Annotated in this window: 20 protein-coding genes and 2 pseudogenes; 9 read left to right on the top strand and 13 right to left on the bottom strand. The window is 41.7% G+C overall.

What is annotated here, in order from left to right:
• Positions 1-76 precede the first annotated feature (76 nt).
• From ilvN to rpmB, 5 genes are all read right to left on the bottom strand, one after another.
• On the bottom strand, positions 77-553 hold the full coding sequence (gene ilvN, locus PCY12_RS05340; RefSeq protein WP_001253803.1) for an acetolactate synthase small subunit: 477 nt from the start codon (positions 551-553) through the stop codon (positions 77-79).
• A complete protein-coding gene (locus PCY12_RS05345; protein ID WP_261059788.1) occupies positions 546-2,246 on the bottom strand; it encodes an acetolactate synthase large subunit in 1,701 nt (566 codons plus the stop codon). Before PCY12_RS05345 ends, ilvN begins: the two co-directional genes overlap by 8 nt.
• 199 nt (positions 2,247-2,445) lie before the next feature.
• Positions 2,446-4,113, bottom strand: a complete 1,668-nt coding sequence (locus PCY12_RS05350; RefSeq protein ID WP_301351932.1) for a DAK2 domain-containing protein — start codon at positions 4,111-4,113, stop codon at positions 2,446-2,448.
• Between the two features lie 2 nt (positions 4,114-4,115).
• Complete coding sequence (locus tag PCY12_RS05355; protein WP_000216437.1) at positions 4,116-4,481, bottom strand: Asp23/Gls24 family envelope stress response protein; 366 nt, start codon at positions 4,479-4,481, stop codon at positions 4,116-4,118.
• Between the two features lie 156 nt (positions 4,482-4,637).
• Positions 4,638-4,826 (bottom strand): 50S ribosomal protein L28, encoded by a 189-nt coding sequence (gene rpmB / locus PCY12_RS05360; RefSeq protein WP_001140948.1) that lies wholly within the window; start codon positions 4,824-4,826, stop codon positions 4,638-4,640.
• Positions 4,827-5,051: 225 nt separating this feature from the next.
• On the opposite strand from rpmB, the gene PCY12_RS05365 reads away from it, so the two are divergent.
• From PCY12_RS05365 to PCY12_RS05375, 3 genes and pseudogenes are all read left to right on the top strand, one after another.
• Positions 5,052-6,218, top strand: coding sequence for an IS30 family transposase (locus PCY12_RS05365; RefSeq protein ID WP_301351934.1), 1,167 nt, complete (start codon positions 5,052-5,054; stop codon positions 6,216-6,218).
• Between the two features lie 185 nt (positions 6,219-6,403).
• Positions 6,404-7,019: pseudogene (locus PCY12_RS05370) on the top strand (helix-turn-helix domain-containing protein); the annotation flags it as partial.
• 184 nt (positions 7,020-7,203) lie between these two features.
• On the top strand, positions 7,204-7,521 hold the full coding sequence (locus PCY12_RS05375) for a DUF960 domain-containing protein (RefSeq protein ID WP_000886035.1): 318 nt from the start codon (positions 7,204-7,206) through the stop codon (positions 7,519-7,521).
• Positions 7,522-7,671: 150 nt separating this feature from the next.
• On the opposite strand, the gene folK is transcribed toward PCY12_RS05375, so the two are convergent.
• The 6 genes from folK to PCY12_RS05405 form a co-directional block, all read right to left on the bottom strand.
• The gene (folK, locus tag PCY12_RS05380) at positions 7,672-8,484 is read right to left on the bottom strand and encodes a 2-amino-4-hydroxy-6-hydroxymethyldihydropteridine diphosphokinase (protein WP_301351935.1); all 813 of its coding nucleotides are present in this window, start codon (positions 8,482-8,484) and stop codon (positions 7,672-7,674) included.
• A 158-nt stretch (positions 8,485-8,642) separates the two neighbouring features.
• Positions 8,643-9,197, bottom strand: coding sequence for a GTP cyclohydrolase I FolE (gene folE / locus PCY12_RS05385; protein WP_050208078.1), 555 nt, complete (start codon positions 9,195-9,197; stop codon positions 8,643-8,645).
• Positions 9,178-10,500: a folylpolyglutamate synthase/dihydrofolate synthase family protein gene (locus PCY12_RS05390; protein WP_301351936.1), complete on the bottom strand. Its 1,323-nt coding sequence runs from the start codon at positions 10,498-10,500 to the stop codon at positions 9,178-9,180. The genes folE and PCY12_RS05390 overlap by 20 nt, the downstream gene beginning before the upstream one ends.
• A gap of 1 nt (position 10,501) precedes the next feature.
• The gene (folP, locus tag PCY12_RS05395; RefSeq protein ID WP_367316714.1) at positions 10,502-11,452 is read right to left on the bottom strand and encodes a dihydropteroate synthase; all 951 of its coding nucleotides are present in this window, start codon (positions 11,450-11,452) and stop codon (positions 10,502-10,504) included.
• Positions 11,453-11,679: 227 nt separating this feature from the next.
• Positions 11,680-12,387: a CPBP family intramembrane glutamic endopeptidase gene (locus PCY12_RS05400; RefSeq protein ID WP_301351938.1), complete on the bottom strand. Its 708-nt coding sequence runs from the start codon at positions 12,385-12,387 to the stop codon at positions 11,680-11,682.
• A 104-nt stretch (positions 12,388-12,491) separates the two neighbouring features.
• Positions 12,492-13,910, bottom strand: coding sequence for an NCS2 family permease (locus PCY12_RS05405; RefSeq protein ID WP_000359311.1), 1,419 nt, complete (start codon positions 13,908-13,910; stop codon positions 12,492-12,494).
• 189 nt (positions 13,911-14,099) lie between these two features.
• On the opposite strand from PCY12_RS05405, the gene PCY12_RS05410 reads away from it, so the two are divergent.
• The 6 genes and pseudogenes from PCY12_RS05410 to PCY12_RS05435 all read left to right on the top strand — a co-directional run bounded on the left by PCY12_RS05410 (position 14,100) and on the right by PCY12_RS05435 (position 19,948).
• A complete protein-coding gene (locus tag PCY12_RS05410) occupies positions 14,100-14,912 on the top strand; it encodes a Cof-type HAD-IIB family hydrolase (RefSeq protein WP_301351939.1) in 813 nt (270 codons plus the stop codon).
• A 225-nt stretch (positions 14,913-15,137) separates the two neighbouring features.
• Positions 15,138-16,157: an alcohol dehydrogenase AdhP gene (gene adhP, locus PCY12_RS05415; protein WP_173225990.1), complete on the top strand. Its 1,020-nt coding sequence runs from the start codon at positions 15,138-15,140 to the stop codon at positions 16,155-16,157.
• A gap of 201 nt (positions 16,158-16,358) precedes the next feature.
• Positions 16,359-16,822 (top strand): annotated as a pseudogene (gene tnpA, locus PCY12_RS05420) (IS200/IS605 family transposase).
• Positions 16,823-17,145: 323 nt separating this feature from the next.
• A complete protein-coding gene (locus tag PCY12_RS05425) occupies positions 17,146-18,135 on the top strand; it encodes a PTS sugar transporter subunit IIB (RefSeq protein WP_033688085.1) in 990 nt (329 codons plus the stop codon).
• Positions 18,136-18,209: 74 nt separating this feature from the next.
• The gene (locus PCY12_RS05430; RefSeq protein WP_001280328.1) at positions 18,210-19,022 is read left to right on the top strand and encodes a PTS mannose/fructose/sorbose transporter subunit IIC; all 813 of its coding nucleotides are present in this window, start codon (positions 18,210-18,212) and stop codon (positions 19,020-19,022) included.
• 14 nt (positions 19,023-19,036) lie between these two features.
• On the top strand, positions 19,037-19,948 hold the full coding sequence (locus PCY12_RS05435) for a PTS system mannose/fructose/sorbose family transporter subunit IID (protein WP_000136858.1): 912 nt from the start codon (positions 19,037-19,039) through the stop codon (positions 19,946-19,948).
• A gap of 205 nt (positions 19,949-20,153) precedes the next feature.
• Here the strand turns inward: PCY12_RS05435 and pepC are convergent, their stop codons facing one another.
• Both pepC and PCY12_RS05445 read right to left on the bottom strand, forming a co-directional pair.
• The gene (pepC, locus tag PCY12_RS05440; RefSeq protein WP_301351940.1) at positions 20,154-21,488 is read right to left on the bottom strand and encodes an aminopeptidase C; all 1,335 of its coding nucleotides are present in this window, start codon (positions 21,486-21,488) and stop codon (positions 20,154-20,156) included.
• On the bottom strand, positions 21,460-21,735 hold the full coding sequence (locus tag PCY12_RS05445) for a hypothetical protein (protein WP_301351941.1): 276 nt from the start codon (positions 21,733-21,735) through the stop codon (positions 21,460-21,462). Before PCY12_RS05445 ends, pepC begins: the two co-directional genes overlap by 29 nt.
• Between the last annotated feature and the right edge of the window lie 13 nt (positions 21,736-21,748).

Consider the following 21,748-nt stretch of genomic DNA (forward strand, 5'->3'; position numbering starts at 1 on the left):
AGGAAGCTAGCCGCAGGCTGTACTTGAGTACGGCAAGGCGAAGCTGACGTAGTTTGAATTTGATTTTCGAAGAGTATTAATCGCGGGTAAATCCAGTTGCTCCGGTTCGAGCGATATTGCGAATACCGTATGGTCGAATGACTCGCAATAGAGCTTCACTCTTTTCAGCATTTCCTGTCATCTGAATGGTAATCGAGCTTGGCGCTACGTCTACCACCGTTGCACGGAAAGGTTGAATAATCGCTAGAATCTCAGCACGCTTCTCAGCTGGCGCTGACATCTTAACCAAAATCACCTCGCGTTCCAAGTGTGGTTTATCCGTAATATCACGAATGCGAATCACATCAATCTGACGATTGAGTTGCTTGATGATTTGCTCCACTTCATCATGAGAAGCTACATCAATAATAATGGTGATACGCGATACATTCGGATCTTCTGTTGCTCCAACAGAGATACTTTCGATATTAACCTGACGACGAGACAGGACACCGGTAAAGCGATTGAGGACTCCTGAACGATTTTGTAGTTTTGCTGTTAACATTCTACGCATGGAACTTCACCCCCAACATCTCATGATTACTCTTACCAGCTGGTACCATTGGTAGCACCTGTTCCTTACGAGAAATATCTACCTCGATTAGCATAGGAACATTCTCAGTGATAACTTCAAGGTCTTGAGCCAAGGTCTCAGGATTGTCAAACTTATAGTTTTTAATGCCATAAGCCTGTGCCATCAGTTGAAAATCAGGAAGGGTATCAAAGACTGACTCTGATGTTCTACCTTCATAGAAGGATTCTTGCCACTGGCGGACCATTCCAAGTGAGTGGTTGTTCAGCATAACCACCTTGATTGGCACCTTGTAAATGTTCAAAATCGCCAATTCCTGATTAGTCATTTGGAAACCACCATCCCCAACGAACAAGACTACTTCCTTATCTGGGTTAGCAATTTTAGCTCCAATTGCTGCTGGAATTCCAAATCCCATGGTTCCTAAACCACCTGAAGTCACTAACTGACGTTCATTTTGATATGGATAATACTGGGCTGTCCACATTTGGTGTTGACCAACGTCTGTTACCACAATGGCATCTCCATTCGTCAATTCACCAATTCGTTCAATAACAGCTTGCGGTTGAACCACACGCTCTTTCTTATCATAAGAACGAACACGGTTCTTGTCTTTAGTAACTTTCTCAATCCATTTTTCAGTATTGTTATGAACTGTCGGTTCAGCCAACAACATTTGCAAGGCTTTCTTAGCATCTCCAACTACAGGAATATCTGCACTGATAATCTTGCCGATCTCAGCTGGGTCAATATCAATGTGGGCAACCTTAGCATTCTTAGCGAAGGTCTTAGGATTTCCTGTCAAACGGTCATCAAAACGAGAGCCAATACTAATCATAAAGTCCGTCTCTGTCATGGCAATATTCGCTGCGAAAGACCCATGCATCCCCCCCATTCCAAGAAAGAGTGGATGACTCGTTGCAATCGTTCCTTGTCCCAAAAGACTGGTTACCACTGGAATTTGATATCGTTCTGCAAATTCATTTAATTCTGCAGCTGCTTCAGCATAACTAATTCCACCACCAGCTAACAAGACTGGCTTTTTAGCCTTGGATAATTGCTTCAAGATTTTCTTGATTTGCATATCATTTGGCTCAAGAGTTGGCTGATAGCTTGGTAGGTTCACTTCTGGTGAATAAATGAAGTCTGTTTCTAAAGCAGATACGTCTTTAGGCAGGTCAATGACCACTGGCCCTGGACGGCCTGTAGTTGCGATATGGACAGCTTCCGTAATGATACGCGGAATATCAGCTGTCTCACGAACTTGGTAATTGTACTTAGTGATTGGCATGGTAATTCCCACGATGTCTGCCTCCTGAAAGGCATCCTTCCCAATCCCCGCTCGCGCCACCTGACCTGTAAAGACCAAAAGGGGAACACTATCGCTCATGGCATCTGCAATTCCTGTAATGGCATTTGTTGCTCCAGGTCCGCTAGTGACGACGGCAACACCCAACTTTCCAGTTGATTTGGCATAACCTTCAGCTTCATGCAGACAACCTTGCTCATGGCGTCCTAGAATGTGGCGAATGCCTTTAAAATTATATATCGCATCATAAAAAGGCAAGACTGCACCACCAGGATAACCAAAGATGGTATCAATTCCTAAATCACGAAGTGTTTCCAAAACTAGATCCGACCCCGTCTTAGGAGATTCTAAACTGATTTTCTCCATTGTTCCCCTTTCTCTTCTCTTAAAAATAACTTGTTACTATCATACCATTTTTTCAAGATTTTTCAAGAGAAAAGAAGAAATTTTCTGAATTTTCTATTTTAACGTTTTTTTATGAATATTATTTTTGTTTTTATTTAAAAGATACCGATTCCATTTTTCAAAAAGAAAAAAGAACTGATTTCTCAGTTCTTTATTAATCTTATTCCACACTAAATAGGTATGGGTAAACAGGTTGTTGGCCTTGGTGAATCTCGACTTCAACATCTTCGAATTCTTCTGCGATTTCTTGAGCAATTTCATTAGCAAGTTCTTCGCTTCCGTCTTCACCGACATAGAATGTTACAATTTCACTATCTTCATCCAACATATGTTTCAATGTTTCTGTCAAGGTTTGGTGCATGTCAGGGTTTGACACGAGAATTTTCCCATCCACCATACCTAGATTATCATTTTCATGGATTTCTAAGCCATCAATGGTTGTATCACGAACGGCTGTTGTGACGCTTCCACTAACAACATCGCTAAGAGCAGCTGTCATACGCTCTTGGTTTTCTTCGATGAACTTGCTTGGATCAAAGGCAAGAAGACTTGTCAAACCTTGAGGAAGAGTACGAGCTTCTACCACTACTGCTGGTTGCTCCAAAACTTCTGCTGCAGATTGAGCTGCCATGAAGATGTTTTTGTTGTTTGGCAAGAAGATGATGTTACGAGCGTTGACCTGTTCAACAGCCTTGATAAAGTCTTCTGTTGAAGGGTTCATAGTTTGACCGCCTTCAATAACATAATCCACGCCTTGAGAACGGAAGATATCTGCTAGACCTTTACCAGCAACTACAGCAATCAAAGCATACTCTTTTTCTTCAGCTGGCTTGCTAACTTGAGTAGCTTCTTTCTCAACCTGTGCTTCGTGTTGGTTACGCATATTGTCAACTTTTACCTTGACCAAGCTACCATATTTGAGACCTTCTTGCATAACAAGACCTGGATCTTCTGTATGGACATGGACTTTGACGATTTCATCATCGTTGACAACAAGGAGAGAGTCTCCAAGTTCATTCAAGTAGTTACGGAATTCGTCGTAGTCAAAATCTTTGGCATAGGTTGGGCCTTGCTTAAGGGCTACCATGATTTCAGTACAGTAACCAAATGTGATGTCCTCAGTCGCTACATGACCAGCTACAGACTTGTGGTGCTCTGCATTGATCATCTCACTCATATTAGCAGGAGTCGCTACAAAGTCCTCAGATGCAATGTATTCGCCAGTAAGGGCTGAAAGGAAACCTTCGTAGATGAAGACCAAACCTTGACCACCCGAGTCCACAACGCCAACTTCTTTCAACACTGGAAGCATATCTGGAGTCTTAGCAAGGGCTGTTTTAGCACCTTCCAAGGCTGCGCGCATCACTTCAACAGCGTCATCTGTTTGCTCAGCTTTTTTCTTAGCACCGATAGCGGCCCCACGAGAAACTGTCAAAATCGTTCCTTCAACTGGTTTCATCACTGCCTTATAAGCAACTTCCACACCTGATTGGAAGGCAAGAGCCAAGTCTTGACCTGTTAACTCGTCTTTATCCTTGATAGCTTGTGAAAATCCACGGAAAAGCTGAGATGTAATAACTCCTGAATTTCCACGCGCACCCATCAAAAGACCTTTGGCAAGAATGCTCGCTACCTCTCCCGCTGTAGAAGCTGGCTTGTCTGCAACTTCTTTGGCTCCATTTTCAATGGTCATTCCCATATTTGTTCCAGTATCTCCATCTGGAACTGGAAAGACGTTTAATGAATTGACATATTCAGCTTGCTTATTCAAGCGAGTTGATGCAGCCTGCACCATTTCTTGAAATAAGCTAGTAGTAATTTTTGACACGGTTATTCTCCTACAACTTTGATATTTTGAATGTAGACATTTACAGTCTGAGCAGTAATTCCAAGCTGGTTTTCCAAGCTAAAACGAACACGCTCTTGAATGTTTTTTGACACTTCGCTAATCTTTGTTCCGTAGCTCAACACGGTATATACATCAACTGCAATACTGCCATCTTCGGCCGCTTTTACGACGACACCTTTGGAATAATTTTCCTTACCTAGAAGGGCTTGGAAATTATCTTTGAGGGCATTTTTACTAGCCATACCGACCACACCAAAAATCTCAGTTGCTGCTCCACCTACGACGGTTGCAATCACTTCATCTGTTAGTTCGATTTGACCATCTTTTGTATTAATTTTTACAGTCATCCTTTTTACCTCAACTAGTTGATACTCTATTTTATCATATTTCAGCCCAAGTGTAAAAGCAGAATACTGTATCAGCGGATATTTACTCTATTTTTCAAATGATTTTATACCTACAGTAAAAGAAAAAAGACCCTAAGGTCTCCTTACTTTTATATATTAAACGCGTTCAACTTTACCTGATTTCAAAGCACGAGCTGAAGCCCAAACTTTTTTAGGTTTACCATCGATAAGAACAGTAACTTTTTGAAGGTTTGGTTTTACGGCACGTTTTGTTTGGTTCATCGCGTGTGAACGGTTGTTTCCTGATACAGTCTTACGACCTGTAAAGTAACATACTTTAGCCATTGTGTTTTCCTCCTATTAGATCTAATATAGCGGATGTGCTAGCACCACATACCGTACTATGTTATCACACTTTCTTCATTTTTGCAAGGGAATTGGAAGATTTTTTTATTTAACGTAACTTCTCAAAGTAACTTCTACTTACCTAACCGAAGTGGAAATTAGTCTAAAACGGATTTTTATGGTGGAATTAAGTGTGAGACGTTTGAGTTAGAAATGAGGCTAACTATGTCAAAACATAAACACCTTACCCTTTCAGACCGTAATGATATCCAACTGGGCTTAGAGCGCGGTGAAACCTTCAAAGCTATCGGGCAACTTATTCTAAAAGACCCAACTACTGTTTCCAAAGAAGTCAAACGAAACAGACAGGTCCGAGAATCTACATGCCATAACCTTCCTTGCCCTCTACTCGACAAAGCTCCCTTTGTCTGTAATGGGTGTCCTAAAAGAAGACAAAACTGTGGCTATCAGAAAATCTTCTATCTCGCTAAACAAGCTCAAAAACAATACGAACAAACTCTTGTCGAAGCTCGTGAAGGAACTCCCCTCAATTCCAAGACCTTCTGGGACATGGATAAAATCATTTCTGATGGGGTTAAAAAGGGACAACACATCTATCATATCCTCAAAACTCATAACCTTGATGTCAGCTCCTCAACCGTCTATCGACACATCCGAAAAGGGTACCTGTCTATCGCTCCTATTGACCTAGCCAGAGCCGTTAAATTCAAAGAAAGACGGAAAAGTAAGCTACCTTCTATCCCTAAAGAAGCTAAAAAAGGACGTTCCTATGAGGATCTTCAAAACTATTTAAAACTGAATCAACTAGACTCTTGGCTAGAAATGGATACAGTTCTGGAGAGGATGGGAGGCAAAGTCCTACTGACCTTCAATTTATCTTTCTGTAACTTTATCTTCGCTAGACTTCTGGATAATAAAACTGCCCTTGAGGTTACCAAACACCTCTATGATATCAAGAATACTCTTCATCAAGCGGACAAAGACTTCTTCCAACTTTTTCCTGTCATCCTGACAGATAATGGTGGAGAGTTTGCCAGGGTTGATGACATCGAAATGGATGTGCGAGGAGAGAGTAAGCTATTCTTTTGTGACCCTAATCGCTCTGACCAGAAAGGGAGAATTGAGAAAAATCACACGCTGGTTCGCGATATTCTACCTAAGGGAACTTCCTTTGACAACTTAACTCAGGAGGACATCAATCTAGTTTGTTCGCATGTCAACAGCGTCAAACGTGCTACTTTGAATGGAAAGTCAGCCTATGAGCTCTTTGCATTTACCTATGGAGAAGAGATTCCTAAGCTTTTCGGCATTTCTAAAATACCTGCAGAAGACGTCTGCCAGTCGTCTAAATTACTCCAACATAAGTTCTAAAAACTAACCTTTAACCCCATTCAAACGTCTCACACTAACTTCCACTTCTACTAACAGTGGAACTTCGTTTGGGAATTTAGCATTTTTTTATTTGATGTGATTCGAATGTGATAATGTCTTTAGTAAATCGAACGTGAAAATGTCTCATTTGATAGAATAGTCATATGAAAAGGATCCAACTAAATATGAATGAAACGAAAAAATATCTTGTGATAACAGCTATTGCCCAATGAAAAAAACAAAGAAACGAGCCTGTGTCGAACTCAATCTTTCTGAAAGACAAATCAATCGTCTGCTACTAGTCTATCAACAGAAAGGAAAAGAAGCCTTCAGACACGGAAGCAGAAATCGAAAACCAAAACAGGCAATCCCTGATGAAATCAAAGAACGTGTCCTAAAGCGATACCTCTCCTATGAAACATATAAACCAAATGTTCTTCATTTCTGTGAATTACTAGCTGAAGAAGAGGGAATTAAGCTCTCTGATACAACTGTTAGAAAAATACTCTATAAGGAAAACATTCTCCTAAGTCTCACAGAAAGACAAAGAAGAGAGTAAGAAAACAAGCTAAACTGAACCTGAATCAACCCCTAGACAATCCAATCTTACCGACGGCTGAAGACTTCCTGGAAGACCCTAAAAAGGTATATCCTAGTAGACCCAGAAAGAAATTTACTGGAGAACTCATCCAAATGGATGCCAGCCCTCATGCCTGGTTTGGAGCAGAAACCACCAACTTACACTTAGCCATTGATGATGCTTCCGGCCATATCCTAGGGGCTTATTTTGATAAACGTGAACATAAAAGTCAAAAATAGTAATGAATTTTACACTGACGTAGAAACTACTCCAATTGATAACCATACCCTAATAGCCGCGGTTCTTAACCCTATGTATCACCTTTTTTTCTTGCCAAAAAATCACCTTTTCTTGATTTTTAATCCTATTTGCTGTATGATAAGGGAAAAGAAAGGGGGTAGAGATATGGCTTTTACCAATACCCACATGCGGTCAGCTAGTTTTGGCATTGTTACCAGCTTGCCTGATGACGTTATTGACTCTTTTTGGTATATCATCGACCATTTCTTAAAAAATGTCTTTGAATTGGAAGAAGAACTTGAGTTTCAATTGCTTAATAACCAAGGAAAGATTACCTTCCACTTTTCAAGCCAACACCTCCCTACAGCCATTGATTTTGACTTTAACCACCCTTTCGACCCTCTTTATCCCCCCAGAGTCTTGGTTTTAGATATGGACGGTAGAGAGACTATCCTCCTCCCAGAAGAAAATGACCTATTTTAATACTCAATGAAAATCAAAGAGCAAACTAGGAAGCTAGCCGCAAGCTGTACTTGAGTACGGTAAGGCGACGCTGACGTGGTTTGAAGAGATTTTCGAAGAGTATAAAAACTCTAGCCTTCAGTTACAAGCGACTGAAAACTAGAGTTTTTTCTATTTTTTCAAAGCATTATACAAGTTGCGGATCGGTTGCTTTAAGGTAGGATGGATAAAATGAGGCGCAATTTCTTGAAGAGATTCAAGGACAAAAAGGCGTTCCGCTATATAAGGATGAGGCAAGATGAGGTTGTCTGTATAAAGAATCTGATCCTCCACAAAGAGCAAGTCCAAATCAATCAAACGAGGCCCCCAATGTACTTCTCTCACCCGTCCCATCTCTGACTCAATGGCTAACAAGGTCTCTAATAGAACTGGGGCCGGCAACCAGGTTTCCACCTCAACCACTTGATTAGCAAAGCTATCTTGCTCCACACCACCCCAAGGCTCCGTCGTCAAGACACTGGATTCTTTGAGAATATGGATGCTACGAGCTCGCATCTTCTCAATGGCTTGTTTCAAGTTTGCTTGTTTATCTCCCATATTACTTCCTAGGGCGATAAAGGCCCGTTGCTTGTGACGGTGGATTGTTACTGAGCAAGTGTCTAGTGGCAAATGCACTGGCGCCCAAGGCTTTTTCAGTTCCAACTTCATTTCTTGGACAAGAGGATAGGCCTCAAAGGTACGTTCTACCAGTTTGTAGGCTACCGTTTCAATCAAGTCCTCAGTGGTTTCCTGAAACCAAGTCGTCCACTGCTGACACAATTCTCCGTAATGGACAGAAGCCGTTAAATTCAAGTCTGTAGCCGCCTTGGTCATATCATAGGATAGGATAGCTGAAACGACAAACTTCTGCCCCAATTCTTTCTCACTAGGAAAAAGACCATGATAGGCAAAAATTTCCAAATCCTTAATCTGCAGTTGATCCATAATGATTCCTTTCTCGAAAAATCCGCCCAAAGCGGATTCTTTTTATACTCAATGAAAATCAAAGTGCAAACTAGGAAGCTAGCCGCAGTCTGCTCAAAACACTGTTTTGAGGTTGCAGATGGAAGCTGACGTGGTTTGAATTTGATTTTTGAAGAGTATTATAGTCCCATTAAACGATAGGCCTGATCTCGAAGGTCCTTATCTGTTTCAAATAGACCACGAGCTACTGTCGTCAAGGTTGCAGTTCCTGGTTTTCTGACACCACGCATGCTCATACACATATGTTCTGCCTCAATGACAACAAAGGCTCCCTTAGCGCCTAGATACTCCATCAAGGCATCGGCTACTTCGATATTCAAACGTTCTTGAATTTGTGGTTTTTTCGAATAAACTTCAACCGTACGGGCTAGCTTAGACAAACCTGCCACACGACCATCTGGAATATAGGCAATATGCGCTCTCCCATAAAATGGCAAGAAGTGGTGTTCACACATGGTATGGAAAAAGATATCCTTTTCTACCACCATATTATCGTCAATAATCTCAAAAGATTTTGACAAATGTTCCTCCGCTGTTTGACCAAGACCTGAAAAAATCTCTTGATACATACGAGCGACACGAGCAGGTGTTTCCTGCAAGCCCTCGCGATTAACGTCCTCTCCTACAGCCTCGATAATCATTTTTACAGCTGTTTCAATCTTTTGTGTATCCATTTTCGTTCTTCCTCTCCATCAAATAGGCTCTCACTTGGCTCAAGAAATACAAGGAACCCGTGATAATCCTAACTGTTTGTTTCTCTTCTTTTTTATCTGTCAATTTCTGCTCTAGAAAATCCTGCCAACCTTGGTAGCTGAGATTTCTAGACTTAGCTGCCTCTTTCAGCACGCTTTCATCAGTCGCCCGACCATCCGCAAAATGTGTCAGGGTAAGCTCGGTATTCGGCATGGTCCCCAGCAAGTCCAACATATCCTCCAAGGCCTTGGTTTTGATACAAGTAAAGAGGATTTCCTTACGATAATCCGCAAAGCGTTCTTGCAAGGTTGCTAGTAAAGCCTTGATAGCATGGGGATTGTGGGCCCCATCCAAGATCATCAAGGGGTTCCTTGACACGACCTCCAGACGCCCCGGCCATCTTGTTTCTTCCAGAGCTTGAGCAAGCAAGTGATTGCTTGCTAGTTCTCGACCATCTTCTTGACAAAAAGTATCAAGTAAAGCTATGGCCATCCCAGCATTCTCTATCTGGTGCAAACCAAGCAGGCCAGTCTGGAAGCGACCTTGTCTGACAACACTTGTATAGTCAAAGACTTCGCCTGTAACCACACTCTTTTGATGGCTAACCTGATAATCTTTCTCATAGGCAAGTCTCGGCGCATCTTTCCCTTCCGCAATGCGGTCAATCACAGCCAGCGCTTCTGGAGCAATACGCCCTGTTACCAAGGGAATACCTTGTTTGATAATACCAGCTTTCTGCTCTGCTATGGCTTCCAAGGTGTCACCAAGTAGGGCTACATGGTCCAATCCAATAGTCGTAATTCCTGTCAAAATGGGCTGACAGACATTGGTACTATCCAAGAGTCCACCCATGCCCACTTCCATGATAGCCACATCTACTTGCTCTGAGGCAAAGTAGTCATAGGCTATGGCTGTGATAATCTCAAACTCGGTTGTGCCCTGTAAATTGGCAGCCACTTCTCCCTCCAGCAAAGACTGATAGTCTGCCATGAGGGTTTCGAGTCTAGCCTCTGGGATAGATTCCCCATTGATGCTAATCTGGTCTGTGTAATGAATGAGATAGGGCGAGCTGAAAACTCCAACTCTCAGCTCTAGTTTTTCTAGCATATTCTTCAAAAAAGTAATGGTAGACCCCTTGCCATTGGTCCCTCCGATATGGATGACCTTGAGTTTGAGATGGGGATTGCCACGCAAAGCTAATAGTTCCACCATGCGTTCCAAGCCAAAATGCGGTTGGTCCGTCCGGTAGTTGGCAATCCACTGATTGTTTTGAATCTCTTTCATCTTATTTATATTGTTTTAAATCTAGATTTTCCGCTTCATCAGCAAGACGAATAGCGGAGGCAATTTCAACTGCCATCTTGTGACTAGCTACGTCATGCACGCGCACCACTTCTACACCCTGTATCGCAGCGATACTAGTTACATGAGCCGAAGCCGTGTCCCGATTGCGGAAACCAATTTCTGTCTCAGGATTGACTTCAAAACCACTTTCTTCAAGGATATTGATGACAAATCGCTTGCGCGACACTCCAAGAAAGATTGGATAGCCTTTCTGATGTAGTTTATCCAGGTCCCGTAAAAGAAGCAGATTTTCTTTCTTGGTCAGACCAAAGCCGATTCCTAGGTCCAACAGGATATTTTCTTGTGCAATACCAGCTTCCTCTGCTCTCGCTAGTGCTCGTTTAAAGAAAGCCTCCATCAACTCTTCGATTGGCAATTTTTCAAAGTTAGCTAATTCTTCCTCTGTAAAAGCTTGACCAAATCCAAAATGAGGGAATATAAGCGAGCTAGGGTGCTGAGGTCGAGCCATAACTGGATTAAACATGATGACCACTTTCGCTCTAGCCTTAGCAACCACATGAGCCATTCTTTCATCACCCATGAGTCCAGTGATATCATTGACTAGATTTGCACCAGCAGCTAAAGCAGCCTCTGCCACCTGACTTTTCCAAGTATCGATAGAGATAAGGACGTCACTTTCCTTGCGAATAGCTTTAATCACTGGAACAACACGCTGGATTTCCTCTTCTATCTCAACATAGCTGCTTCCCGGCCGCGGCCGAGTCGATTCTCCGCCGATATCTAGCATACTAGCCCCTTCTGCTATCAATTTACGAGCCTGCTGGAGCGCCTGCTCAAGAGCAAAAAATTGACCACCATCCGAAAAGGAATCTGGGGTTACATTGATAATTCCGCAAATAGCTGTCTTTGCATGATTGGTTTTACTTGACATTCGGTCACTCCCTCAAGGCTTTTCACCATATTATTTCTCTATTTTACCATAAAAAGAAAAAGATGGACACGATTGCATTCATCTTTTTCCCAGTAGAAACGAGTAAGCAATTGTCAATAATCTTATACTCTTCGAAAATCTCTTCAAATCGCGTCAACGTCGCCTTGCCGTACTTAAGTACAGCCTGCGGCTAGTTTCCTAGTTTACTCTTTGATTTTCATTGAGTATTAAACAGAAATCCCTAATGTCCGACTCAAAATCACCACAAGAGCCAGCAAACAGAAAACAACCCCATTCACAATCATGTGAAGTAAGATAGACATTTCCAAACGTTGGGTTTTATAAACTGTCCAAGTTAGCACAGTTGACATTCCTCCATAGATAAGAAGAGAAGGCAGATTTGTCGGTAAATGAAGCAAGGCAAAGATAATAGCACCGACTATATAACCCACATTTTCTTTACCACGAAAGAGTTTTTTAGGAATCACTCCTCGACATAAAATCTCCTCACAAATAGGAGCTATTAGAACCAGTAAGAAAAAACTGGAAATTAAGGAACTATTCTGGACCAAATCATTAATATTTGATTGATTGCTGGTTGTTGTTTCATTCATCAAATGCAGTAAGACCACACCAATAATATTAAAGGCAAGAATCACTAGATAGCTTAAGGCCAATCTAGCCAAATCCTTAGCCTTGAAAAACGATAAACCAAAACTAGCCAACTGTGTTTTCCTAGCACCTATTATAAATACAGTTAAAACCACAAGAGATAAGGCCCCTACTAATAGTCCAGTTTGAAGCAGTGGAAATTTTCTGCTGGTTAGAAAAGTTGCTAGGGCTAAAGGAAGCTGAGAAAACAAAAGCCCTACTAGAAAGATTATTAACCACTTCCCCCTGTTTAATACTTCACCCCAAATATTCTTTTTTATCATCAATCATACTCCTACCATTCAATCAAAATCACCTACCTAGTTTGAAGCAATTTTCAAGTAACTATAATATAAAAAGGGGAGAACCCCTTTTTATATTATAGCATTTATAGTGCCATGCTGATGTAGTTCAGGATAAACAAGGCATCCAAAATCCAAATCATGACATGAACATCTTTAGCTTGACCTTTGACAAGCTTAGTCAAAGTGTAAGTCAAGAAACCAACTGCAATCCCTTGAGTGATAGAGTAGCTGAATCCCATAAAGATAGATGTGAAGAAAGCAGGAACCGCTTCAGACATATCGTCCCAATGGATATTTTTCAAGCTAGCCAACATCATAATCCCAACGATAATCAAGATTGGAGCTGTAGCGGCTGTTGGTACAATCGCTAGAAGTGGGCTAAAGAAGCTTGAGATCGCAAAACAGATTGCCACGACCAAGGCTGTCAAACCAGTACGTCCACCTGCACCAATACCAGCAGCAGACTCAACATAAGTCGTTACGTTCGAAGTACCTGCGATGGCACCAATTGAAGTACCAATCAAGTCAGAGTAAAGAGCCTTGTCCAACTTAGCTGATTGATGATTTTCACCATTTGTCGCTACGATACCAACTTTTTCACCTGTACCAATCAAGGTACCAATTGTATCAAAAATATCTGTCAATGAGAAGGCAAGAATAGCCATCAGAGTTTCAGGCAAGCGAGCTGTATCTGAAATCAAAGCTCCCAAACCTTCTGAACCAAGAGCTGCACCAAAGATTGTCTTCAAATCTTCAAAAGCTGCACCAACATGGTTATTAGCAAAATCGATGCTTGACAAATCTACCAAACCAACTGCAATAGCAAGAACAGTTGTTGTCAAGATAGAGAGAATAATTCCCCCTTTAATTCCTTTGATAACAAAGAAAATTGTGATAGCAAGTCCTGCAAGAGCCACCAAAACAGCTGGATTATTAAAGCTGACCAAGCCTGGAACTGCTGAAGAGTTTGCTGCAATCGTTGCTTGAGCCTTGTCAGCCCCTTCTCCCACAACAGTATAGTTGCCTGGATCAATCGTAAATTTCAAAAGTCCAGCATTCTTAATTCCCACGTAGGCAAGAAAGACACCGATACCAGCTGAAATAGCTGAGCGAAGGGCATTTGGAATCGATTCAATGATCATTTTACGAACATTTGTCAAGGTAATAATCAATGAAATAATCCCACAGATGAAGACCATAGCTAGGGCTTCTTGCCAAGAATAACCGAGTCCAAATACAACTGTAAAGGTAAAGAAAGCATTGAGTCCCATACCTGGCGCTTGAGCGTATGGCAAGTTAGCATAAAAAGCCATCATCAAGGTACCCGCTACTGCACCAATAATCGTTGCTAGGAAGACACCCTGAGCAGGCATCCCTGTTTGTGAAAGCATTTGTGGGTTTACAAAGAGAATATAGCTCATTGCAAAGAAAGTTGTTAAACCAGCGAGAACCTCTGTACGAACGTCTGTACCGTTCTCTTTTAGTTTAAATAATTTGTCCATTATCAATCTCCTTTTAATTTTTACGAACAATAATAGAATTATATCATTTATCATTCACTTTTTCAATATCTTTGTTTGATTTATTTAAGAATTTGATTCAATTTCATTTTTTGTTTGGAATCTGCTTTTCTGCCTGCTTTTTGTTATAATAGTAGACATCTTATCTGAAAAGACACTAGAAAGGTCCCTATGACGAAAAAAATTATTGCAGTTGACCTAGATGGAACCCTGCTCAACTCAGACAGTCAAATTTCTGATTTTACCAAAGAAACCATCAAAAAAGTTGCTGAAAAAGGACATCAAGTTATTATTACGACAGGTCGCCCTTACCGCATGTCAAAAGATTTCTACCGTGAACTAGGCTTAGATACTCCTATGATTAACTTCAACGGCTCCCTTACTCATTTACCAGACCAAGTTTGGGATTTTGAAAAGTGTTTAACTGTAGACAAAAAATATCTGCTAGACATGGTTCAACGTTCAGAGGACATTCAAGCCGATTTTATCGCTGGAGAATATCGTAAAAAATTCTACATTACAAATCCTAATGAAGAAATTGCCAATCCCAAACTATTTGGTGTAGAAGCTTTCCAGCCTGAAGATCGATTCCAGCCTGAGTTGGTAACCAAGGATCCTAACTGTATTCTGTTGCAGACCAGAGCTAGTGACAAGTATGCCTTGGCAAAAGAAATGAATGCCTTCTACCAGCATCAACTGTCTATCAATACCTGGGGAGGTCCGCTCAATATCCTTGAGTGTACTCCAAAAGGAGTCAATAAAGCCTTTGCTTTGGACTACTTGCTCAAGGTAATGAACCGCGACAAAAAGGATTTGATTGCCTTTGGAGATGAACACAACGATACCGAAATGCTCGCTTTTGCTGGGAAAGGTTATGCAATGAAAAATGCCAACCCAGATCTACTCCCCTATGCAGATGAGCAAATTCCCTTGACAAATGACCAAGACGGAGTTGCCAAAACCCTGCAAGACTTATTCTTATAGTCCATACTGACCAGCTTACAAGCTGGTCTTTGTGCTCTTTTCACAGTCTCATCAACCAGTTAATCGATTGTTCTATTTTTTGCCTCCAAAACCTTGGAAAAGGCTTTCTTTTGTGATATACTTCACATATAAAGTACAAGAGAGCTCGTCATACTCGACTCTGTTGACACAAAATCAATCCAGTCCCGTTATCCCTGTTCTCGGTCAATATAAAGGAGGATAGCTATGAAAGCTGTTGTTGTAAATCCAGAAAGCACTGGTGTTGCTGTTGAAGAAAAAGTACTCCGTCCACTTGAAACTGGGGAAGCACTTGTAGAAATTGAATACTGTGGTGTTTGCCACACTGACCTCCACGTTGCCCATGGCGACTTCGGTCAGGTACCAGGACGTGTCCTAGGTCACGAAGGTGTTGGTATCGTTAAAGAAATTGCCCCAGATGTAAAAAGCCTTAAAGTCGGCGACCGCGTCAGCGTTGCTTGGTTCTTTGAAGGATGTGGCACTTGCGAATACTGTACTACTGGCCGTGAAACTCTTTGCCGTACAGTGAAAAATGCTGGCTACTCGGTAGATGGTGGTATGGCTGAACAATGTATCGTAACTGCAGACTATGCTGTCAAAGTTCCTGACGGACTTGATCCAGCCCAAGCCTCTTCTATCACATGTGCTGGTGTAACAACCTATAAAGCTATAAAAGAAGCAAAAGTTGAACCAGGCCAATGGGTTGTTCTTTACGGTGCTGGTGGGCTTGGTAACCTAGCTGTTCAATACGCTAAAAAAGTATTCAATGCTCATGTCATCGCAGTTGATATCAACAACGACAAACTTGCCCTTGCAAAAGAAGTCGGTGCTGATGTCGTTATTAACGGCCTAGAAGTTGATGATGTACCAGGACTCATCAGAGAAAAAACTGATGGAGGAGCTCATTCAGCTGTCGTAACTGCTGTATCTAAAGTTGCCTTCAACCAGGCTGTTGACTCCGTTCGTGCTGGTGGTCGCGTTGTCGCTGTCGGCCTTCCTTCTGAAATGATGGAACTCAGCATCGTGAAAACCGTTCTAGATGGAATCCAAGTCATCGGTTCTCTTGTAGGAACTCGTAAAGACTTGGAAGAAGCCTTCCAATTCGGTGCAGAAGGTTTAGTAGTTCCAGTTGTTCAAAAACGTCCAATAGAAGATGCCGTAGCCATTTTCGACGAAATGGAAAAAGGTCAAATCCAAGGACGTATGGTACTCGACTTCACCCACTAATCTAATAGAAACCTATTTTAAAAGTTGGAATGCGCTTCCAACTTTTTTATATTATGTGACTATTAGTCCGTCTCGCTCCGTTAGGTGCGAGACAAAAAAACCACCCGCTATGCGGGTGCGCGTCGAAGGTTATACCCAAAAAACTCCAAACGCGATACAATAAAGGTATTCAAACCAATTGTAAAGCGAAAGGAGAAAAATATGGCACAAAAAGCTCATAGTTTATCGCACACAAAGTGGCACTGTTCTATCACATTGTGTTCACCCCTAATTATAGACGAAAAGTCATCTATAATCAATATCGAAGTAGTTTAGGCGAAATATTTCATCGCTTGTGTAGTTATAAAGGAGTTGAAATTATCGAGGGTCACTTAATGCCAGGCCATGTACACATATTAGTAAGTATTCCACCAAAGATAAGTGTCTCGAGTTTCATGGGTTATTTAAAAGGCAAAAGTGCACTCATGATGTTTGACAAACACGCCAATCTCAAGTACAAGTTTGGAAATCGGCATTTCTGGGCAGAAGGTTATTATGTAAGTACAGTAGGGCTTAATGAAGCCACAATTAAGAAATATATCCAAGAACAGGAAAAGCATGATATAGCACTAGATAAATTGAGTGTAAAAGAATATGAGGATCCCTTTAGGGATAGTGGTAAGTAATACTAAAGCCTCTTTGAGAGGCAAGTGACGAGTCAAGAGCAATGAGGCTTGAACAAAGTGAAAGCCAGCGTCTTTAGGCGCTGGCTGGTAATTTGGGCTTATAGCCCTGGTTCAAACCACCCGTTAGACGGGTGGTCATGATTAAATTTTTAAATAAGAATTCAAGATTACTTCCCAAAAACTCAATATATCAACATCTGCAAATAAAAGCTTTTTAATTTTTTATTATAAATAGTTGATTTTTAGATGAAAACGGTTTATACTTAAAAAGTCTTAAAGTTTTCTTAAACGAAAACTAAAACAAAAAAGGAGGAATGACAATAATGAGTATCGGAATCATTATTGCGAGCCACGGCGAATTTGCTGCGGGTATTCATCAGTCAGGATCTATGATCTTTGGTGAACAAGAAAAGGTTCAAGTTGTAACCTTTATGCCAAATGAAGGCCCTGATGATCTATACGCTAAGTTTAATAACGCTGTTGCTGCATTTGACGCAGAAGATGAGGTTCTAGTTTTGGCTGACCTTTGGAGTGGATCTCCATTTAACCAAGCTAGTCGCGTGATGGGAGAAAATCCTGAGCGTAAGTTTGCCATCATCACAGGACTTAATTTACCGATGTTGATTCAAGCCTATACAGAGCGCCTCATGGACGCTGCTGCAGGTGTAGAAAAAGTCGCTGCGAATATCATCAAAGAAGCCAAAGATGGCATCAAAGCTCTTCCAGAAGAGCTCAACCCAGTTGAGGAAGTAGCAAGCGCTGCAGCAGCTCCAGTTGCCCAAGCTGCTATTCCAGAAGGAACTGTCATCGGAGACGGTAAACTCAAAATCAACCTTGCACGTCTAGACACTCGTTTACTTCACGGTCAGGTTGCAACTGCTTGGACTCCAGATTCAAAAGCAGACCGTATTATCGTTGCTTCAGATAACGTTGCCAACGACGATCTTCGTAAAGAATTGATTAAACAAGCAGCTCCAAATAATGTCAGAGCCAATGTGGTTCCAATTCAAAAATTGATCGAGGTTTCAAAAGACCCACGCTTTGGAGAAACACATGCCCTTATCTTGTTTGAAACACCTCAAGATGCCCTTCGTGCAATTGAAGGTGGCGTGCCAATCAAGACCCTTAACGTAGGATCAATGGCTCACTCAACAGGTAAAACAATGGTCAACAACGTTTTGTCTATGGACAAAGATGACGTTGCTACATTTGAAAAAATGCGTGACCTCGGTGTTGAATTTGACGTCCGTAAAGTACCAAACGACACTAAAAAAGATTTGTTTGACTTGATTAGCAAAGCCAACGTTCAATAACAAATATCAAACTATAGAAGAATTCTAAGAAAATTTTTCACTTTATTATCATTAAATAGAAAAGGAATAAAACCATGTCAGATATTTCAATTATTTCTGCTGTCTTGGTTGTAGTTGTTGCCTTCCTTGCAGGTCTTGAAGGTATCCTCGACCAATTCCAATTCCATCAACCAATCGTCGCATGTACCCTTATCGGACTTGCAACTGGTAACCTCGAAGCAGGGGTTATGCTTGGTGGATCACTTCAAATGATCGCCCTTGGTTGGGCAAACATCGGAGCTGCCGTAGCTCCTGACGCTGCTCTTGCATCTGTTGCCGCAGCCATCATCTTGATCAAAGGTGGTAACTTTACTACTGAAGGTATCGCCGTTGCAACAGCAACAGCTATTCCACTTGCCGTAGCTGGACTTTTCTTGACAATGATTGTTCGTACAATCTCAGTTGGTTTGGTTCACACTGCAGATGCTGCTGCTAAAGAAGGAAATATTGCGGCTGTTGAACGTGCTCACTTTATCGCACTTCTTCTTCAAGGTCTTCGTATTGCTATCCCTGCAGCCTTCCTTATCGCTATCCCAGCTTCTGCCGTTCAAGATGCTCTTAAATTGATGCCAGACTGGTTGAACGGTGGTATGGCTGTCGGTGGTGCTATGGTCGTTGCCGTTGGTTACGCTATGGTTATCAACATGATGGCAACTCGTGAAGTATGGCCATTCTTCGCAATCGGTTTTGCTTTTGCTGCCATTTCTCAATTGACTTTGATTGCCCTTGGTGTAGTCGGTGTTGCCCTTGCCTTCATCTACCTTAACCTTTCAAAACAAGGTGGTAACGGTGGCGGCGGAGCTGCGACTTCTAACGACCCAATCGGTGATATCCTAGAAGACTACTAGAAAGGGGAACAATCATGACTGAAAAACTTCAATTATCAAAATCAGATCGTAAAAAAGTTTGGTGGCGTTCACAATTCCTTCAAGGTTCTTGGAACTACGAGCGTATGCAAAACTTGGGTTGGGCTTACTCATTGATCCCAGCTATCAAAAAATTGTACACTACTAAAGAAGACCAAGCTGCTGCTCTTGAGCGTCACCTTGAGTTCTTCAACACACACCCATACGTTGCTGCTCCAATCATGGGGGTTACTCTTGCACTTGAAGAAGAACGTGCGAACGGTGTTGAAATTGATGACGCTGCTATCCAAGGGGTTAAAATCGGTATGATGGGACCTCTTGCTGGTATAGGTGACCCAGTATTCTGGTTTACAGTTCGTCCTATCCTTGGAGCTCTTGGTGCATCCCTTGCTGCATCTGGTAACTTGGTTGGTCCACTTCTCTTCTTCTTCGGATGGAATGCGATCCGTATGGCCTTCCTATGGTACACACAAGAGTTTGGTTACAAGGCTGGTTCTGAAATCACTAAAGACATGTCTGGTGGTATCTTGAAAGACATCACTAAAGGTGCTTCTATCCTTGGTATGTTCATTCTTGCCGTTCTTGTACAACGTTGGGTATCGATTAACTTTACTGTTAACCTTCCAGGTAAACAACTGGCTGAAGGTGCCTACATCAACTTCCCAGAAGGTCCTGTATCAGGTGCTGAATTGAAAGGTATCCTTGGTCAAGCACTTGGTGGATTGAGCCTAGATAAGATTCAACCACAAACCCTTCAAGGTCAGTTGAACTCATTGATTCCAGGATTGATGGGACTTCTCCTTACTTTCCTTTGCATGTGGTTGCTTAAGAAAAAAGTATCACCAATCTCAATCATCCTTGCACTCTTTGCAGTAGGTATCGCAGCTCGTTTCTTCGGTATCATGTAATCAAGAAACTCAAAAGGAACCAGGTTCTAAACCTGATTCCTTTTTTCTATGCTTTTATACTCAATGAAAATCAAAGAGTAAACTAGAAAGCTAGCCGCAGGTTGCTCAAAGCACTGCTTTGAGGTTGCAGATAGAACTGACGAAGTCAGTAACATATATACGGCAAGGCAAAGCTGATGTGGTTTGAAGAGATTTTCTAAGAGTATTATTCAGCCAAGGCTCCCATTGGATCCCATGGTGCAAGTACGATTGGTTCTGCTCCATAGGCAGCTTGTTCTTCTGCTGTCAGCAATTCCTTACGAACAACGATTTGGTATGTGTATTCGTCCATCCAAGCGTCTGAGGCAACAAAGTAACCATCTGCACCAACCTTGTCTCCCCATGAGTTTTCAACCTTCCACTTGGTTGACTTGCCATTTTCATCCAAGTCAACACCTGTCAAGACCATAGCGTGGGTCATTAAGCTTTCGCTATAGTCCAAACGTCCAGCCTTGTCTTGAGTGAGTTTAATATCCATGCTTGATTCAAAGTCATAAACATCTGTCGCAAGGATTCCAGCTTTGCGGTTGCTGAGCTGACCAACATCAGAACCAAACCAAACAGTCTCACCTGCTTGCATTTGGGCAATCGCTAATTCTTTCAAGCGCTCCATCGGCACGTTGATGTAGCGAACTGCACGGCTACCAACCACATTTCCCAACATCTCAACTGTGTAAGATTTACCGTATGGTTTATCAGCAGTTGGAGCATTGATAACAGAAACGTAATCTTCTAGTGGAAGATTGACATATTTCTTGTAAAATTCTTGTGGAGTAATGCTCTTTTCACTTTGGTAGTTGTTATCCTTATCACGATAAGCAAAGTCAAATTTACGTGGTGGAAGACCTAGTGACATAGCAAGGAAATTAAAGATTTCTTGCAAGAGGTCTTCTTTCTTAGCTTGAACAGTCGCTTGGTCTGCGCCAGAAGCGAGCAAGTCACGCAAGATTTGAGCATCTTGACGAAGCAATTTGTTGAGAATGGCATTTAGCTCACGACTGCTACTAGATGAAACAGATTCAGGATAAACTGACTTAGGCACGACACCGTATTTCTCAAAGAGGGAAACGACCATATCCCACTGACCACCGTCTTGTTGAGGTGTTTGGAGTAAGAAGCTAACCTTACGGCTCGTCAATTCTTGGTCTGCAGTCGTAATGACTTGCTCCAAGAACCAGTTTGATTTCTCATACTTATCCCAGAAGAAGGTGTGGGCCTGTGACAACTCGAAATTTTCCAATTTGTATTGTGAAATGAGTTTGTGGCGGAAGGTGTTAAGAGCTGCAAACATCCAGCAACGACCAGACGCTTTCTGGTTAGTTACCTTGTCCTTAGTCAAATCCAATGAGAAAACAGGTGTGTTATCTACATGGCTTTGGCGACGTTCTAGAGCTGCAAAAATTCCATTGTGGCTAGCAGCATTTTCAATCGCTTGGTATTTTACATTTGCTTCATAGTTGGCAAATAGTTTATCAGTAAATGATTCTTGAATCGCGTTCATAGATTCCTCCTTTTATTCTACAGTCTATTATAACGCTTTTTAGAAAGGAAGCAACTGAAAAACATAAAAGGAGAGGACATTGTCCCTCACCTTTTTCAAATTTATACTCTTCGAAAATCTCTTCAAACCACGTCAACGTCGCCTTGCCGTAGGTATGGTTACTGACTTCGTCAGTTCTATCCACAACCTCAAAACAGTGTTTTGAGCAGCCTGCGGCTAGTTTCCTAGTTTGCTCTTTGATTTTCATTGAGTATTAAACT

The sequence above is a fragment of the Streptococcus sp. SPS1 genome, from assembly GCF_030439915.1.
Lineage (GTDB): Bacteria > Bacillota > Bacilli > Lactobacillales > Streptococcaceae > Streptococcus.

What these genes read in the sequence shown, in the direction of transcription:
- ilvN (WP_001253803.1), bottom strand. Translation starts at nt 553, where the DNA reads ATGCGTAGAATGTTAACAGCAAAACTACAAAATCGTTCAGGAGTCCTC.
- PCY12_RS05390 (WP_301351936.1), bottom strand. Translation starts at nt 10,500, where the DNA reads ATGAAAGAGATTCAAAACAATCAGTGGATTGCCAACTACCGGACGGAC.
- PCY12_RS05355 (WP_000216437.1), bottom strand. Translation starts at nt 4,481, where the DNA reads ATGACTGTAAAAATTAATACAAAAGATGGTCAAATCGAACTAACAGAT.
- PCY12_RS05375 (WP_000886035.1), top strand. Translation starts at nt 7,204, where the DNA reads ATGGCTTTTACCAATACCCACATGCGGTCAGCTAGTTTTGGCATTGTT.
- pepC (WP_301351940.1), bottom strand. Translation starts at nt 21,488, where the DNA reads ATGAACGCGATTCAAGAATCATTTACTGATAAACTATTTGCCAACTAT.
- PCY12_RS05445 (WP_301351941.1), bottom strand. Translation starts at nt 21,735, where the DNA reads ATGAAAATCAAAGAGCAAACTAGGAAACTAGCCGCAGGCTGCTCAAAA.
- folP (WP_367316714.1), bottom strand. Translation starts at nt 11,452, where the DNA reads ATGTCAAGTAAAACCAATCATGCAAAGACAGCTATTTGCGGAATTATC.
- PCY12_RS05410 (WP_301351939.1), top strand. Translation starts at nt 14,100, where the DNA reads ATGACGAAAAAAATTATTGCAGTTGACCTAGATGGAACCCTGCTCAAC.
- PCY12_RS05430 (WP_001280328.1), top strand. Translation starts at nt 18,210, where the DNA reads ATGTCAGATATTTCAATTATTTCTGCTGTCTTGGTTGTAGTTGTTGCC.
- PCY12_RS05405 (WP_000359311.1), bottom strand. Translation starts at nt 13,910, where the DNA reads ATGGACAAATTATTTAAACTAAAAGAGAACGGTACAGACGTTCGTACA.
- PCY12_RS05435 (WP_000136858.1), top strand. Translation starts at nt 19,037, where the DNA reads ATGACTGAAAAACTTCAATTATCAAAATCAGATCGTAAAAAAGTTTGG.
- PCY12_RS05345 (WP_261059788.1), bottom strand. Translation starts at nt 2,246, where the DNA reads ATGGAGAAAATCAGTTTAGAATCTCCTAAGACGGGGTCGGATCTAGTT.
- rpmB (WP_001140948.1), bottom strand. Translation starts at nt 4,826, where the DNA reads ATGGCTAAAGTATGTTACTTTACAGGTCGTAAGACTGTATCAGGAAAC.
- PCY12_RS05400 (WP_301351938.1), bottom strand. Translation starts at nt 12,387, where the DNA reads ATGATAAAAAAGAATATTTGGGGTGAAGTATTAAACAGGGGGAAGTGG.
- adhP (WP_173225990.1), top strand. Translation starts at nt 15,138, where the DNA reads ATGAAAGCTGTTGTTGTAAATCCAGAAAGCACTGGTGTTGCTGTTGAA.
- folK (WP_301351935.1), bottom strand. Translation starts at nt 8,484, where the DNA reads ATGGATCAACTGCAGATTAAGGATTTGGAAATTTTTGCCTATCATGGT.
- PCY12_RS05365 (WP_301351934.1), top strand. Translation starts at nt 5,052, where the DNA reads ATGTCAAAACATAAACACCTTACCCTTTCAGACCGTAATGATATCCAA.
- PCY12_RS05425 (WP_033688085.1), top strand. Translation starts at nt 17,146, where the DNA reads ATGAGTATCGGAATCATTATTGCGAGCCACGGCGAATTTGCTGCGGGT.
- folE (WP_050208078.1), bottom strand. Translation starts at nt 9,197, where the DNA reads ATGGATACACAAAAGATTGAAACAGCTGTAAAAATGATTATCGAGGCT.